11 protein-coding genes are annotated in these 15,066 nt (G+C 64.6%); 9 read left to right on the top strand and 2 right to left on the bottom strand.

The window, feature by feature from the left end; genetic code table 11:
• The first annotated feature begins 2 nt into the window (after positions 1 to 2).
• The 4 genes from CL52_RS14185 to ccoM all read left to right on the top strand — a co-directional run bounded on the left by CL52_RS14185 (position 3) and on the right by ccoM (position 1,371).
• Positions 3 to 314 carry a hypothetical protein gene (locus CL52_RS14185; RefSeq protein ID WP_041106764.1) on the top strand — a complete coding sequence of 104 codons (312 nt, stop codon included), beginning with the start codon at positions 3 to 5 and terminating at the stop codon, positions 312 to 314.
• The gene (locus CL52_RS14180; protein WP_043221408.1) at positions 314 to 910 is read left to right on the top strand and encodes an alpha-ketoglutarate-dependent dioxygenase AlkB family protein; all 597 of its coding nucleotides are present in this window, start codon (positions 314 to 316) and stop codon (positions 908 to 910) included. Before CL52_RS14185 ends, CL52_RS14180 begins: the two co-directional genes overlap by 1 nt.
• Positions 907 to 1,068 carry a hypothetical protein gene (locus CL52_RS21340; RefSeq protein ID WP_165562947.1) on the top strand — a complete coding sequence of 54 codons (162 nt, stop codon included), beginning with the start codon at positions 907 to 909 and terminating at the stop codon, positions 1,066 to 1,068. The genes CL52_RS14180 and CL52_RS21340 overlap by 4 nt, the downstream gene beginning before the upstream one ends.
• Positions 1,069 to 1,257: 189 nt before the next feature.
• Positions 1,258 to 1,371 carry a cytochrome c oxidase subunit CcoM gene (gene ccoM, locus CL52_RS21675; protein WP_041106760.1) on the top strand — a complete coding sequence of 38 codons (114 nt, stop codon included), beginning with the start codon at positions 1,258 to 1,260 and terminating at the stop codon, positions 1,369 to 1,371.
• Between the two features lie 140 nt (positions 1,372 to 1,511).
• On the opposite strand, the gene CL52_RS14170 is transcribed toward ccoM, so the two are convergent.
• Positions 1,512 to 1,982, bottom strand: a complete 471-nt coding sequence (locus CL52_RS14170; protein ID WP_043221407.1) for a MaoC family dehydratase — start codon at positions 1,980 to 1,982, stop codon at positions 1,512 to 1,514.
• Positions 1,983 to 2,226: 244 nt separating this feature from the next.
• Here CL52_RS14170 and fadD2 point away from each other — a divergent pair, with 244 nt between their 5' ends.
• Positions 2,227 to 3,915 carry a long-chain-fatty-acid--CoA ligase FadD2 gene (fadD2, locus tag CL52_RS14165; protein ID WP_043221405.1) on the top strand — a complete coding sequence of 563 codons (1,689 nt, stop codon included), beginning with the start codon at positions 2,227 to 2,229 and terminating at the stop codon, positions 3,913 to 3,915.
• Between the two features lie 208 nt (positions 3,916 to 4,123).
• Positions 4,124 to 5,815, top strand: coding sequence for a long-chain-fatty-acid--CoA ligase FadD1 (gene fadD1, locus CL52_RS14160; protein WP_043221403.1), 1,692 nt, complete (start codon positions 4,124 to 4,126; stop codon positions 5,813 to 5,815).
• A 53-nt stretch (positions 5,816 to 5,868) separates the two neighbouring features.
• On the opposite strand, the gene CL52_RS14155 is transcribed toward fadD1, so the two are convergent.
• Positions 5,869 to 7,074, bottom strand: a complete 1,206-nt coding sequence (locus CL52_RS14155; RefSeq protein WP_074519814.1) for an ISL3 family transposase — start codon at positions 7,072 to 7,074, stop codon at positions 5,869 to 5,871.
• A gap of 256 nt (positions 7,075 to 7,330) precedes the next feature.
• On the opposite strand from CL52_RS14155, the gene ctpM reads away from it, so the two are divergent.
• The 3 genes from ctpM (at position 7,331) to hrpA (ending at position 15,056) form a co-directional block, all read left to right on the top strand.
• The gene (gene ctpM / locus CL52_RS14150; RefSeq protein ID WP_043221401.1) at positions 7,331 to 9,016 is read left to right on the top strand and encodes a methyl-accepting chemotaxis protein CtpM; all 1,686 of its coding nucleotides are present in this window, start codon (positions 7,331 to 7,333) and stop codon (positions 9,014 to 9,016) included.
• A 223-nt stretch (positions 9,017 to 9,239) separates the two neighbouring features.
• Positions 9,240 to 10,841 carry a M28 family metallopeptidase gene (locus tag CL52_RS14145; RefSeq protein ID WP_043221399.1) on the top strand — a complete coding sequence of 534 codons (1,602 nt, stop codon included), beginning with the start codon at positions 9,240 to 9,242 and terminating at the stop codon, positions 10,839 to 10,841.
• 111 nt (positions 10,842 to 10,952) lie between these two features.
• Positions 10,953 to 15,056 carry an ATP-dependent RNA helicase HrpA gene (gene hrpA / locus CL52_RS14140; RefSeq protein WP_043221397.1) on the top strand — a complete coding sequence of 1,368 codons (4,104 nt, stop codon included), beginning with the start codon at positions 10,953 to 10,955 and terminating at the stop codon, positions 15,054 to 15,056.
• Positions 15,057 to 15,066: the final 10 nt, after the last annotated feature.

The following is a 15,066-nucleotide window of genomic DNA, read 5'->3' as shown; positions in this document are numbered from 1 at the left end:
CGATGCTGCCACCCATTCCGTCCGGTGTGATTCCGGTGACCGCCCAGCAGGATGCGGTCAAGCCGCGCCCGGACGTGGCACCGGTAACGCCGGTGCAGGCCTCGGCCCAGGAAAGCGCGGTGAGCCTGGACCGTCGCCATCCGCAGGATGCGCAGATGCGCCTGCGTGAAGAGCAGCGCCGACGTCAGCGCCGCGACCCTTCGGACGACGCACAAGGCGATGGGCCGACGGGCGAGGTTGCTGCGGTCGAGGCTCTGCCCGGTGAACCCGACGAACCGCCACGCCAGGGGCGTTGGGTCGACGTGGAAGTCTGATGCAGCGAATCGAACTCGCCGATGCCGAGCTGCTCTACTGCCGCGCCTGGTGCCCGCCACAAGAGGCCGATCGATGGCTGCGCGAGCTGATCGCCACGTTGCCCTGGTCGCAGCCGTCGATCCGCCTGTTCGGCAGACAGGTGAAGGTGCCGCGCGAGGTCGCCTGGATCGGCGACCCCGAGGCCCGGTACCGCTACTCCGGGCTGGATAACCAGCCGTCGCCCTGGCCCCCCCTGCTGGCCGCGATTCGCCAACGCCTCGAGCGCGAGCTTGGCCGGCCATTTAACGGTGTGCTGGTCAACCATTATCGCGATGGGCAGGACGCCATGGGCTGGCACAGCGATGACGAGCCCGAGCTGGGCGGCGATCCGCTGGTCGCTTCGCTCAGCCTGGGCGCGACGCGGCGCTTCGACCTGCGTCGCAAGGGCCAGACGCGCATCGCACATTCTTTGGAGCTGGAACACGGCTCACTGCTGGTCATGGGCGGGTTGACCCAGCATCATTGGCAGCACCAGATCGCGCGCACGACCCGGGTGCATGCCCCGCGCGTCAACCTGACCTTCCGCCAGATCATCGCGAGCCGTACAGACAGATGAGTAAGGACAGCAACCTGATCGATTTCGATGCCGAGCGCAGCAAGCGCATCCACGATCTCAACGACAAGCGGCTGGACGACATGCGCAAGGCCTTCGAGCAGGCCCTGCCGCTGGGCAATGGCCGCAAGAAGGCTCGCAAGAAGCCAAAGAAGCGCTGAGCTCACCGCCCGGCTTTGCCAAACAACCCGAAAACCGGCCTCAGAGGCCGGTTTTTCTTGATCCAGATCAGTCGCCCGAACAGCTTTCCGTCGTGCTCCCGCTGCTATTGACCCGGGTCAATTTTGCTGGGGTGGGGCGGGTTTAACGTTCACCCATCGGACATCGCAACGGATTCGGAGGACGGTCTCATGTTCGTCGATAGCGTAGTACTCGCAGGGGTGGTCACGGTCGGCCTGATGGTCGTTTTCCTGGGCGGTGTTGCTTATTTCATCTGGCGGGACTCGAAGAAGAAGCGCAGCTGACCCGCTGATACAGAGCACGCAAGGCATTTAGGCGACCTCAGGTCGCCTTTTTTTTGCCTTCGATTCTTCGCCTCGCGCGGGCCGCGGCGCAGCCCGTGCGTAGCGACCCGCGAAGCTTCGCGGTCTTCCCTCCCGCTGGGTCAGCCGAAGCTGATCGGTGGCAGCTCCTTGAGTTCGACGGTTTCCTGCTTGCGCGGGGCCAGCACTTCGGCTTCGCCGTCGACCACGATTTCCTCGTTCTGGTTGTAGACCTGGGTGGCGACGCGCACACGGTTCTTCGGCAGCTTCTCGAGGATCTCCAGACGCACCACCAGGGTGTCACCCAGCTTCACCGGCCGGGTGAACTTCATTGTCTGGCCCAGATAGATGGTGCCTGGGCCGGGCAGGGTGCAGGCGACCGCCGCGCTGATCAGCGCCCCGCTGAACATGCCATGGGCGATACGCTCCTTGAATAACGTCCCGGCGGCATAGTCGGCGTCCAGGTGCACGGGGTTGCGGTCGCCGGACATGGCGGCGAACAGCTGGATGTCGCGCTCGTCGACGGTCTTCTCGTAGCTGGCCTTCTGGCCGACTTCCAATGCGGAGTAAGGCGTGTTGCTGATGCGGGTCATGGGGTAGGTCCATGCAGGTGATTGAGCAGCGCTGCAACAGCGCTCGGGCGTCTTCGCGGCTCTGCGGGCGAAGCGCGCATTCTAGTGACTGCAGGCGCGCTTGTCCTGACTGACCGGTCACGCTGCGTGATCCGAAATTCACGACATGGATGCAAGGCCATCTCGGTTGCGCCGGCAAGCCGAGCTGATAAGTTCGCTCTAGCCCCTCGCGGCTCGGACCACTCAGGTAAAGAGGCCAATAACAATGCAACCTGATTTCTGGAGCGACAAACGGCCGGCGGGCGTGCCCAACGAAATCGACATGGGCGGTTACCGCTCGGTCGTCGATGTGTTCGAGCGCGCTTGCCGGCAGCATGCGGACCGTCCGGCATTCACCAACATGGGTGTGACCCTCAATTACGCCGATCTGGAGCGCCATTCGGCGGCCTTCGCGGCCTGGCTGCAGAACCACACCGATCTCAAGCCGGGCGATCGCATCGCGGTGCAGATGCCGAACCTCTTGCAATATCCCATCGCCGTGTTCGGTGCGCTGCGGGCGGGGCTGATCGTGGTCAACACCAACCCCTTGTATACCGTGCGTGAAATGCGCCACCAGTTCCGGGATGCCGGGGCGCGGGCGCTGGTGTACCTGAACACCTTTGGCAAGCAGGTGCAGGAAGTGCTGGCTGACACCGAGATCGAGTATCTGATCGAAGCGCAGATCGGCGACCTGTTGCCCTCATTCAAGGGGCTGTTGGTCAACACCGCGGTCAAGCACGTGAAAAAGATGGTGCCCGCCTACAACCTGCCGCAGGCGGTTTCGTTCAAGCGTCTGCTGCGCGAGGGGGCCGGTGCCGGCTTGCGCCCGGTGTCGCTGGCGCTCGAGGACATCGCCGTGCTGCAGTACACCGGCGGCACTACGGGCGTGGCCAAGGGCGCGATGCTCAGCCACGGCAACCTGGTCGCCAACATGCAGCAGGTCAAGGCCAACATGCAGCAGCTCGACGCGCAGGGCCACCCGGTGATCCGCGAAGGACAGGAGGTGATGATCGCGCCGCTGCCGCTGTATCACATCTATGCATTTACGGTGAACTGCATGTGCATGATGGTCACGGGCAACCATAACGTGCTAATCACCAATCCACGCGACATCAACGCTTTCGTCAAGGAGCTGCAACGCTGGCAGTTCTCCGGTTTTCTCGGGCTGAACACGCTGTTCGTTGCACTGATGAGTCACCCGGAGTTCGGCAAGATCGATTTCTCCCGCCTCAAGGGCACCAACTCGGGCGGCACTGCGCTGATGTCGGCAGTGGCCGAGCGCTGGAAGAGCCTGACCGGCTGCACGGTGATGGAAGGCTATGGGCTGACGGAGACATCGCCGGTGGTCTGCGCCAATCCGCACGGCGAGAAGTCGCGCCTGGGCACGGTCGGCCTGCCGGTGCCGGGCACGCAGTTGAAGGTGATCGACGAGGCCGGCAACACCCTGCCGCTGGGCGATCGCGGCGAACTCTGCGTCAAGGGCCCGCAGGTGATGGTCGGCTACTGGCAGCGCCCCGAGGCGACCGCCGAGGTGCTGGACGCCGAGGGCTGGCTGCGCACCGGCGACATCGCGGTGATCGACGCTGAGGGCTTTGTCAGTATCGTCGACCGCAAGAAGGACCTGATCATCGTCTCGGGCTTCAACGTCTATCCCAACGAGATCGAAGAAGTGGTGATGGCGCATCCCAAGGTCGCAGCCTGCGCCGCCATCGGTGTACAGGACGAAAAATCGGGCGAGGCGGTCAAGCTGTTCGTGGTGCCGAGCGCGCCCGATCTCACCGAGGCCGAGTTGCACGCCTACTGCCGGGAGAACTTCACCGGCTACAAGATGCCCCGCCATTACGTGTTCCGCGAGTCCCTGCCAATGACCCCGGTGGGCAAGATCCTGCGGCGCGAATTGCGCGACCTCGCCTGACACCTCGAGCCCCCGCAGGCACGTGACTGCAAGTTGATTGGTGGTCATTTTGTGCCTGTATGGGGCTTCTGAGGCCCTGTTCGGCCTGTTTTAAAGCTGCTAACCTCGGGCCGCTTTCTGCTGCTATTTGCAGTACAAAAGTTTACAAATCACAACAAAACAGCTGCCATTGAGTGCAGTGACAAAGCTGTCGCTTAGGAGTGGGTTCATGACCGATAACTTCTGGAAGGATAAATATCCTGTTGGGGTTGCAAGCGAAATCAATCCCGACGAATACCAGAACATCCAGGCGGTGCTTAAGCAGTCGTGCGAGCGATTCGCCGACAAGCCGGCCTTCAGCAACCTCGGCAAGACCCTCACCTATGGCGAGCTGTATCGGCTCTCTGGCGAGTTTGCCGCCTACCTCCAGCAACTCCCGGGCCTGGAACCCGGCGACCGCATCGCCGTGCAGCTGCCGAACGTGCTGCAGTATCCGGTGGTGGTGTTCGGCGCCATGCGTGCCGGGCTCATCGTGGTCAATACCAATCCGCTCTATACCGCGCGGGAGATGGAGCACCAGTTCAACGATGCCGGCGCCAAGGCGCTGGTGTGTCTGGCCAACATGGCGCACCTGGCCGAGGAAGTGCTGCCGCGCACCGGCATCAAGCACGTGATCGTCACCGAGGTCGGCGATATGTTGCCGCCGATCAAGCGCCTGCTGGTCAATGCCGTGGTCAAGCACGTCAAGAAGATGGTGCCCAGCTACAGCCTGCCCAAGGCGATCAAGTTCACCGACGCGCTGGCCGGCGGCCGCGGCAAGTCACTCAGGGAAGCCTGCCCGCAGGGCGACGACGTCGCCGTGCTGCAGTACACCGGCGGCACCACCGGCGTGGCCAAGGGCGCCATGCTCACGCACCGCAACATCGTCGCCAACATGCTGCAGAACCGCGCACTGATGGGTAGCGAGCTGCAGGAAGGCACCGAGGTGATGATCGCGCCGCTGCCGCTGTATCACATCTACGCCTTCACCTTTCACTGCATGGCGATGATGCTGATCGGCGCGCACAACATCCTGATCACCAACCCGCGCGACCTGCCGACGATGGTCAAGGACCTCTCCAAGTACCGCTTCACCGGTTTCGTCGGCCTCAACACGCTGTTTGTCGCGCTGTGCAACAACGACAGTTTCCGCGCACTGGACTTTTCCGGCCTGAAGCTCACGGTGTCCGGCGGCATGGCGCTGCAGCTGGCGACGGCCGAGCGCTGGAAGGCCGTGACCGGTTGCGACATCGCCGAAGGCTTCGGCATGACCGAAACCAGCCCGGTGGTATCGGTCAACCCGATCAAGCACATCAAGCTCGGCACCATCGGCATTCCGCTGCCGTCGACCGAGTGCAAGGTGATCGACGACGAGGGCAACGACCTGCCCATGGGCTCGATCGGTGAGCTCTGCGTGCGTGGCCCGCAGGTCATGAAGGGTTACTGGCAGCGCCCCGAGGCGACCGCCGAGATCCTCAGCGCCGACGGCTGGCTGAAGACCGGCGACATTGGCGTGATCCAGGAAGACGGCTACATGCGCATCGTCGACCGGAAGAAGGACATGATCCTGGTGTCCGGCTTCAACGTGTATCCGAACGAGCTGGAGGACGTGCTGGCCACCCTGCCGGGCGTGCTGCAATGTGCTGCCATCGGCGTGCCGGACGAGAAATCGGGCGAGGCGATCAAGCTGTTCGTGGTGGCCAAGCCAGGCGAGAGCCTGACCAAGGAGCAGGTCATGCAGCATATGCACGACAACCTGACCGGCTACAAGCGGCCGCGCTACATCGAGTTCCGTGACAGCCTGCCGACCACCAATGTCGGCAAGATCCTGCGCCGCGAGCTGCGCGACCAGGAGCTGAAGAAACAGGCGGCGACGGCTTAACCCCGTCGTTCCAGGAAAAAGCCCCGCATGCCGCGGGGCTTTTTTTTGGTTCTTCACGGATTACCGGGGAAGTTATTCTTGATCTTCATAAAGAAGAATTCGCTGTCCCGGTAGCCGTAAGCCATCCGTTTGATGACCTTGATCCGGTTGTTAATCCCTTCTAGCTGACCCGTGTGCATGGGCCAGCGCACTCGGCTCAGGATGCCGCGCCAGTAGCCCCTCAGTCGTTTAGCAAACTGCTTCAGTGCTGGTATCTCGCTTTCTCCAGCCAAGCGCAGCCATTGCTTCCAGGCTGATCGCCAGCCCCAGGCAGTGGTGGGCGACCAGAGCGTTTTAAGTTCGGCTTTCATCAGGTAAACCGTCATCAGCGACTGGTTAGCGGCCAGTAGATCCTGTAGGCGTAGTTGCTGCTCTTCGCGTTTGAGGTTCTCTGGATTGCGCAGCAACAGCCACCGCGCTTGCTTGATGACCTTACGTGCAGGCTTGTCATGCCGCAGACGGTTGGCTTCATCCACTCGCACTCGATCAATCACTTCTCGACCGTACTTGGCGACCACATGAAACAGGTCATAGACCACCCGCGCCTGCGGGCAGTGTTGGCGCACCTCCAAGTCAAACGCAGTATTCATGTCCATCGCCACTGCTTCTATCCGAGCGCAGCCTTCCGGCCCCAGCTCTTCAAAGAACGGCCTGATGGCAGCTCGACTGCGTCCTTCGCCAATCCACAGTACCCGTCGGGTATCGGCATCCAGCACAACGCTGGCGTAGCGATGCCCTTTGAACAAGGCGAACTCATCCATCACCAAGCGCTTCGGCTGAGCTTTCGGTAGCTTCTCCAAGGCGGCTTGTAACGCTCGTCGCTCCAGCAAACGCACGCTATCCCAGTGCAAGCCGAACAGCTCAGCGACGTGCAGTGTGGGCAACCGCCGGCAAGCCTGAGTCACCGCTTCGGCCAGCCGTCTGGTCATCCGCGAATAGCGGTCAAGCCAGCTAACTGACTCCATTCGCTTACCGCATGCGCCACATTCGACGCGTCGCAGCTCCACATTCAATCGCACCGAACGGCCAAGAATGGGCAAGTCACGGATCGAGCGCTGACAGTATTCATGGATGGTGGTGCTGGGCTGATGGCAGCCGCTGCAAGTAGGGAATCTGCTGGGATTTGGGATCAGATCGATCAACAGCGCTTCGCCGTCAGGTCTGATGCCAATGACAGAAAAGCCCTCCCAAAAGGGCAGGAACGTATTAACATCGTGCACAAGAACGCCGGTTTGTAGATATGTTTGCTCGCACGAACATCATCCATCAAACCGGCGTTCTTGTTTCTATCTTTCCCGGGATTCCGTGAAGAACCTTTTTTTTTTACCGCCGTCATTACCCCGCAAGCGCTCCGTATGGCCCGTTGCAGAGCGGTTTTTCCTGATCGAGGTTAAGAAAAGAGCCGTTCCGGTCGACAACTATAGGCGATGCCTTTTGCGCGGCACGGCCGCCTTGTGAGCCTTAGGGATAAACGACATGCTCTCGAACCTGCGTCTTAGAACCAAATTGCTGCTCTTGGCCCTGGGGCCGATCCTGCTGTTGACCATCCTGCTCAGCGGGATCACCGTGCTGCGCCTGCAGCACCTGGCCGAAGCGCAGGAGGTGCAGACGCGCCAGAGCCTCATCCGCGATCGCCAGGCCGAGCTGGAGCACTACGTCGGCATCGCCTACAACGCGATCAAGCCGATCTACGAAGCCTCTGCCGCGCAGGACATGCAGGCTCGCGCCGAAGCCGTTGCCGTGCTGCAGGAGCTCAACTACGGCAAGGAAGGCTACTTCTGGGGCTACGACACCAAGACCGTGCGGCTCTTCCAGGGCAACACCGGCGACAAGGTCGGCCAGAGCTTCTATGACTTCAAGGATGCTCAGGGCAACTATCCCATCCGCGAGCTGGTCAAGGCCGGCGTCGACGGCAGCCACTACGTGCACTACAGCTTCGTGCTCGGCGCCGACAAGGTGATCGTGCCGAAGGTCGGCTATTCGTTGCACCTGCCCAAGTGGGACATGATTTTCGGTACGGCGCTCAACCTCGACGGCGTCGAGCGTGACGTACAGGCCGCGCGCGCCGAGTTCCAGGACCGCATCGACACCCTGGTCGGCATCATGCTTGGCTCGGCGGTCGCCTTGCTGGCGGTGATCGGCTTGCTGGCGATGCTGATGAGCAATGCGCTGCTGCGCCCGCTGCTGCTGATCAAACGCAACCTCGACGACATGGCGCAAGGCGATGGCGACCTGACCCACCGGCTGCCGATCACCAGCGAGGACGAGCTCGGCGAACTGGCGCGCTCGTTCAACCGCTTCGTCGAGAAGATTCACTCGCTGGTGCAGCAAGTGGCGGGCACCACCACCCAGCTCACCGGTCTGGTCGGTGCGGTCGCCACCCAGGCGCAGCGTTCGGAGCAGGCGATGGCCGGCCAGCGCAGCGAAACCGACCAGGTGGCCACGGCCATCAACGAGATGTCGGCCGCCGCCAGTGAAGTGGCGATGAGTGCCCAGCGCGCCGCTGAAGCCGCCCGCGAGACCGATCAGCAGGGCCAGCTGGCCAAGCAGGTGGTCGATCAGAGTATCCGCCAGATTCACGAGCTGGTCGGCGAACTGCGCGGCAGCGGCGAATCGCTCGAGGGGCTGCAGCAGGACGTCAAGGGTATCGTCGGCGTGCTCGACGTGATTCGCGCGATCGCCGAGCAGACCAACCTGCTCGCACTCAACGCAGCGATCGAGGCGGCGCGCGCGGGTGAGGCCGGGCGCGGCTTTGCCGTGGTCGCCGACGAGGTGCGTGCGCTGGCCAGCCGCACGCAGCAGAGCACCGGCGAGATCCAGGGCATGATCGACCGCTTGCAGAGCGCCACCACCCATACCGTCTCGACCATGCTGCGCGCCGGCGAGAAGGGCGAGAGCACCCAGCAGCAGGCCAATCAGGCCGGCGAGTCGCTCGACGCCATCGCCGCGCTGATCGGCACCATCAACTCGATGAACGCGCAGATCGCCAGTGCCGCCGAGGAACAGACGGCCGTTGCCGAAGAGATCAACCGCAGCGTGCACCATATCGCCGATGCCGTAGATGGCGTGGCCAGCGATGCCTCGCAGGGGGCGCAGACCGCGCGCGACCTCAATGCGCTGGCCGAGCGTCTGCAGGGCCTGGTCCGTCAGTTCCGCGTCTGACTCCAGGGCGGCGGGCGCAATGCTCGCCGCCGAGCTGGCCCGACGGTCAGGAAATCGCGAGTTCCCTCCGTTCCGACCGGCGGTGCTACCGGCCGGCGACTCGCCTGAACGCAACGACATCGACCCCGGTCTAGCTCTCCATGGCCGCTTCCCTGGCTGTCCGCGGGGAATGGTGGTGTATGCCTGTGCGGCCTACCCATCAACTTGTCTAGGACAGTTACCGATGCACAAGAAAAATAATGTCGTTCGGGTAGTTGTTTCTCTCTCATTGGCGGTTGCCGCCGCCTCCGCCCTGGCCGCGCCGGACGCGCAGACCGAGCGCTTCCATGACTTCTGGAGCCCCGGCAAGCTGGACCGCGCCCTGTGCCGTTCGCCGCTGATGGTCGGCACGCCGCTCGGCCTGCCGCGCTGCATGCAGGCCGAGAACATCCTCTCGCGCCTGGAATCTTTGCAGAACATCGCTACCAGCAATGGCGGCAACCGCGCGTCCGGCCAGCCGGGCTATCAGGCCTCGGTGGACTACGTTCGGCGCACGCTCGAGCGCGCCGGCTATCGCGTGCAGGTCCAGCCGTTTCCCTTCCTGGCGTTCTACCCCAGCGGCCCCGGCATGCTGGCCAGCGTCGCGCCGCAGCAGACCCAGTACGTCTGGGAAGAAGATTTCACCTACCTCGAACAGACCGATCCGGGCAGCGTGACCGCCCCCGCGGTGGCGGTCGATGTCGCGCTGGGGGCCGGTAACACCTCGACCAGCGGCTGCGAGGCGGAGGACTTCGCCAACTTCCCGGCGGGTGCCATCGCCCTGGTGCAGCGCGGCACCTGTACCTTTGGCGAGAAGGCGACCAACGCCGCCAATGCCGGGGCCGCCGGGGTGATCATCTTCAACCAGGGGGACACCGAGGATCGCAAGGGGCTGATGAGCGCGACCCTCGGCGAGGACTATGCCGGTGGCATTCCGGTGCTCTTCGCCACCTACGACAACGGTGCGACCTGGGCGCAGACCGATGGCCTGGAGCTGGCCATGACCACCGACGTGGTGCGTGAGCGGACGGAGACCTACAACGTGGTCGCCGAGACCCGCCGCGGCAACCCGGACAACGTGGTGATGGTCGGTGCGCACCTGGACTCGGTGTTCGAGGGGCCGGGCATCAACGACAACGGTTCGGGCAGCGCCACGCTGCTGGAGATGGCCGTGCTGATGGGCAAGGCGCATCCGCTGAACAAGGTGCGCTTCGCCTGGTGGGGTGCCGAGGAGTCGGGGCTGGTCGGTTCGACCTATTACGTCAATCAGCTCTCCGAGGACGAGCGCGGGCGGATCAAGGCCTATTTGAACGCCGACATGGTGGGTTCGCCGAACTTCGCGAACTTCATCTATGACGGTGACGGCTCGGACTTCGGTCTGCAGGGCCCGCCCGGTTCGGCGGCCATCGAACGCCTGCTGCGGGCGTACTTCGACCTGCGCAACCAGCCGTCCGAGGGCACCGAGATCGACTTCCGCTCGGACTACGCACAGTTCTTCGAGGTCGGCATTCCGTTCGGCGGCCTGTTCACCGGTGCCGAAGGCATCAAGAGCGAGGAGCAGGCGCAGCGCTATGGCGGGGCGGCCGGGCAGGCCTACGACCCCTGCTATCACAGCGAGTGCGACGACCTGGGCAACATCTCCCGCGAAGCTCTGGAGCTGCACGGCGATGCGCTGGCGTTCGCCACCAGCTGGTTGTCGCTGTCGACCAAGGCGATCGATGACGAGATCGCCGCGGCCGCCAACCAGCGGATGCTGCGCAGCCAGCAGGTGCAGGAGAAGTCGCGCTGGGGTCACTGGATCCGCTAGCGTCTGAACACCGCGCCGGTGCGCCGGCGCGGTCCAGCGGTCCGCCAGGCCCTGCGGCCAGCCTGGCAATCTGCGACAATCGCGTCCTTCACAGATTGCCCATGGCTGTCCATGACCGACGCAACGCCCGCCTTCGACACCCTGCACAAGAATCTCGACCACGCCTTCAGCGCCGACCGCCACCGCCTGCGCCGGCAGCTGCATGAGCTGAGGAAAAAGCCGGACGAGGCGAAACTCGCCGGCTGGCTCGAGCGCTTCCAGGCCTCCGCCGCCAAGGTCGAGGCGCGCCGACAGAGCGTGCCGGCCATTCGCTACGACGATGCGCTGCCGATTGCCGCCAAGCGCGACGAGATCAAGGCCGCGCTGGAAAAGCATCAGGTGCTGGTGATTGCCGGCGAGACCGGCTCGGGCAAGACCACCCAGCTGCCGAAGATCTGTCTGGAGATCGGCCGGGGCGTACACGGGCTGATCGGCCATACCCAGCCGCGGCGCCTGGCCGCGCGCAGCGTCGCCACCCGCGTCGCCGAGGAGCTCGGTGCGCCGCTGGGCGAGCTGGTGGGCTATCAGGTGCGCTTCGAGGACCAGAGCACCGAGCGCACGCTGATCAAGCTGATGACCGACGGCATCCTGCTGGCCGAGACGCAGCACGATCGCTTTCTGGAAAAGTACGACACGATCATCGTCGACGAAGCCCACGAGCGTTCGCTGAACATCGACTTCCTGCTGGGCTTCCTGAAGACGCTGCTGCCGCGCCGGCCGGATCTGAAGGTCATCATCACTTCGGCGACCATCGATCTGGAGCGCTTCAGCAAACATTTCAACGACGCGCCGATCATCGAGGTTTCCGGGCGCACCTACCCGGTGGAAACCTGGTATCGCCCGCTGGCCGCCGAGATCGACGAGGACGGCAACCGCATTGAGGACGACCTCACCGTCGACCAGGGCATCCTCGCCGCGCTGGACGAGATTGCCGCCCACGAGCGCAGCGTTGGGCAGCGTCCTGGTGACGTGCTGGTGTTCCTCCCTGGCGAGCGGGAAATCCGCGACGCCGCCGAGGTGTTGCGCAAGGCCAATCTGAAGTTCACCGAGGTGCTGCCGCTGTATGCGCGGCTGACGCCGGCCGAGCAGCAGAAGATCTTCCAGCCGCGACCGGGGCGCAAGATCGTGCTGGCCACCAACGTCGCCGAGACCTCGCTGACCGTGCCGGGCATCCGCTATGTGGTCGATTCCGGCACCGCGCGTATCAGCCGCTACAGTTACCGCGCCAAGGTTCAGCGTTTGCCGATCGAGGCCGTGTCCCAGGCCAGCGCCAACCAGCGCAAGGGCCGCTGCGGGCGGGTCGAGCCGGGTATCTGCATTCGCCTGTACAGCGAGGAGGATTTCCTCGGTCGGCCGGCATTCACCGATCCGGAGATCCTGCGCACCAACCTCGCCGCGGTGATCCTGCAGATGCTGCATCTGCGCCTGGGTGATATCCAGGATTTCCCCTTTATCGAGCCGCCGGATGGCAAGGCCATCAGCGACGGCTTCAACCTCCTGCAGGAGCTCTCGGCGGTCAACCGTGAGAACCAGCTGACCCCGCTGGGCCGCCAGCTGGCGCGCCTGCCGATCGACCCGCGGCTGGGCCGCATGCTGCTCGAAGCCGCGCAGCAGGGCAGCCTGGCCGAGGTGCTAATCGTCGCCAGCGCGCTGTCGGTGCAGGATGTGCGCGAGCGCCCGGCCGACCGCCAGCAGGCCGCCGACCAGGCCCATGCGCAATGGAAGGACCCGGACTCGGACTTCGCCGCACTGATCAACCTCTGGCGCGGTTTCGAGGAGCAACGCCAGGCGCTGGGCTCCAACGCGCTGCGCAGCTGGTGCCGGAAGAACTTCCTCAACTACCTGCGCCTGCGCGAGTGGCGCGACGCCCATCGCCAGCTGACGCTGATCGTGCGCGAACTCAAGCTCGGTGCCGAAGCGCGTGGCCGCGATGGCCGCGCCCTTGCGGACTCACGTAGGAGCGAGCTTGCTCGCGAAGGTGGCAACACTGGGGGGCCGGTTCGCGAGCAAGCTCGCTCCTACGACAGCGCCACGGGCGAGCCGGTGCGTACCACCGATAAGCGCGTCAATGCCAAGCTGGCCCAGCAGGCCGAAGCCAGCGAGGCCGCGCAGAAGGCCAAGGGTTACGCCGCGGTGCACAAGGCGATCCTCGCCGGCCTGCTCAGCCAGATCGGCAACAAGACCGAGGAGGGCGACTTCCTCGGTGCTCGCCAGCGACGCTTCTGGGTGCATCCTTCCAGCGTGATCGGGCGCAAGAAACCCAACTGGCTGATGGCCGCGGAACTCGTGGAAACCACCAAGCTGTTCGCGCGCATGGTGGCCAAGATCGAACCGGAGTGGATCGAGCCGCTGGCCGGCCACCTGGTCAAGAAGAACCACTTCGAGCCGCATTGGGAGAAGAAGCGCGGCCAGGTGGTGGCCTACGAACAGGTGACGCTCTACGGGCTGATCGTGGTCGGCCGCCGCCCGGTGCACTACGGGCCCATCGACCCGCCGGCGGCGCGCGAGCTGTTCATCCGCGAAGGCCTGGTGCGTGGCGAGATCAACAGCCGTGCCCGCGCGCTGGCGGCCAACCGCGAGCTGCTCGAGCGCATGGACGAGCTGGAGGCCAAGGCACGGCGCCGCGACATCCTCGCCGACGAGGAAACCCTGTTCGGCTATTACGATGCGCGTGTGCCAGCGGACATCTACCAGACCGCCGGTTTCGAGAACTGGTACAAGCGCGAGAGCCAGAAAGACCCGCAGCTGTTGATCATGCGCGAGGAAGACGTGCTCGCCCGCGAGGCGCGCGAAGTCACCGCCGCGCAGTATCCGGACCACCTGCGCATCGGCGAGCTGCAGTTGCCGCTGGAATACCACTTCGAACCCAACCACCCGCGCGATGGCGTGACCCTGCGCGTGCCGGCGCCGCTGCTGCCGCAACTGCGCCGCGAGCGGCTCGACTGGCTGGTGCCCGGCCTCATCGAGGCCAAGGCGATCGCGCTGGTGCGCGGCCTGCCGAAGGCGATCCGCAAGAACTTCGTGCCGGTGCCGGACTTCGTCGGCGCGGCGCTGGCCAAGATCAGCTTTGGCGAAGGCGCCTTGCCCGAGGCGCTGGGCCGCGAGCTCACCCGCATGACCGGCGCCCGTGTGCCGGATGAGGCCTGGGCCGAGGCCGCTGCCGGGCTGGAAAGCCACCTGAAGATGAACATCGAGGTGGTCGATGCGCGCGGCAAGTTCCTCGGCGAAGGCCGCGACCTGGCCGAGCTGACCGCGCGCTTCGCCGAGGCCAGCCAGGCCGCGCTGGAGCCGCCGCAGCAGAAGGCCGAGCAGAAGCCGGTCGAGGCCAAGGGTTTTGCCCAGGTCGCGGAAAAGGCGCAGGCGAAGATGGCCGGCCTGTCGATGACGGTCTACCCGGCGCTGGTCGAGGAGGGCGGGGTGGTCAAGGAGGCGCGCTTCCCGACCCAGGCCGAGGCCGACTGGCAGCACCGCCGCGCCCTGCAGCGCCTGTTGCTGCAACAGCTGGCGGAACCCGCCAAGTACCTGCGCAACAAGCTGCCGGGGCTCACCGAACTGGGCCTGCTCTACCGTGACATGGGCAAGGTCGATGCGCTGGTCGAGGACATCCTGCTGGCCAGCCTGGACAGCTGCATCCTCGACGGCGAAGCCCAGCTACCGCGTGATGGCGCCGCGCTGGCGTCCCTGGCCGAGCGCAAGCGCGGCGACTGGGCCGCGCATGCCGAACGGCTGGCGCGCCTGACGCTGGAAATCCTCAAGCACTGGCACGGCCTGCAGAAGCGCTTCAAGGGCAAGATCGACCTGGCCCAGGCGGTGGCGCTCAACGACATCAAGGCGCAGCTCGCCAACCTGGTCTATCCGCACTTCGTTCGCGAGACGCCGGCCGAGTGGCTGAAGGAGTATCCGCGCTATCTGAAGGCCATCGAGCAGCGCTTCGAGAAGATCGGCGCGCAGCTGCAGCGCGACCGGGTCTGGTCCGGCGAGCTGGCCGGCTACTGGGAGCAGTACCAGGCACGGTTGCACAAGCACCAGCAGGAAGGCAAGCGCGACCCGGAACTGGCCCTGTATCGCTGGATGCTCGAGGAGTATCGCGTCTCGCTCTGGGCGCAGCAGCTGGGCACGAAGATACCGGTCTCGGACAAGCGCCTGAACAAGCAATGGGCGCAGACGCAGCCCTGAGTCGGAGAGG

Source organism: Stutzerimonas balearica DSM 6083, assembly GCF_000818015.1.
Taxonomy (GTDB): Bacteria; Pseudomonadota; Gammaproteobacteria; order Pseudomonadales; family Pseudomonadaceae; genus Stutzerimonas; species Stutzerimonas balearica.
Note: the sequence above shows the minus strand (reverse complement) of the source record. Positions and strands in the feature narration are given on the sequence as shown.

Coding starts and splice junctions, on each gene's coding strand:
- CL52_RS21340 (WP_165562947.1), top strand. CDS start 907: ATGAGTAAGGACAGCAACCTGATCGATTTCGATGCCGAGCGCAGCAAG.
- fadD1 (WP_043221403.1), top strand. CDS start 4,124: ATGACCGATAACTTCTGGAAGGATAAATATCCTGTTGGGGTTGCAAGC.
- ccoM (WP_041106760.1), top strand. CDS start 1,258: ATGTTCGTCGATAGCGTAGTACTCGCAGGGGTGGTCACGGTCGGCCTG.
- ctpM (WP_043221401.1), top strand. CDS start 7,331: ATGCTCTCGAACCTGCGTCTTAGAACCAAATTGCTGCTCTTGGCCCTG.
- fadD2 (WP_043221405.1), top strand. CDS start 2,227: ATGCAACCTGATTTCTGGAGCGACAAACGGCCGGCGGGCGTGCCCAAC.
- hrpA (WP_043221397.1), top strand. CDS start 10,953: ATGACCGACGCAACGCCCGCCTTCGACACCCTGCACAAGAATCTCGAC.
- CL52_RS14185 (WP_041106764.1), top strand. CDS start 3: ATGCTGCCACCCATTCCGTCCGGTGTGATTCCGGTGACCGCCCAGCAG.
- CL52_RS14145 (WP_043221399.1), top strand. CDS start 9,240: ATGCACAAGAAAAATAATGTCGTTCGGGTAGTTGTTTCTCTCTCATTG.
- CL52_RS14180 (WP_043221408.1), top strand. CDS start 314: ATGCAGCGAATCGAACTCGCCGATGCCGAGCTGCTCTACTGCCGCGCC.
- CL52_RS14170 (WP_043221407.1), bottom strand. CDS start 1,982: ATGACCCGCATCAGCAACACGCCTTACTCCGCATTGGAAGTCGGCCAG.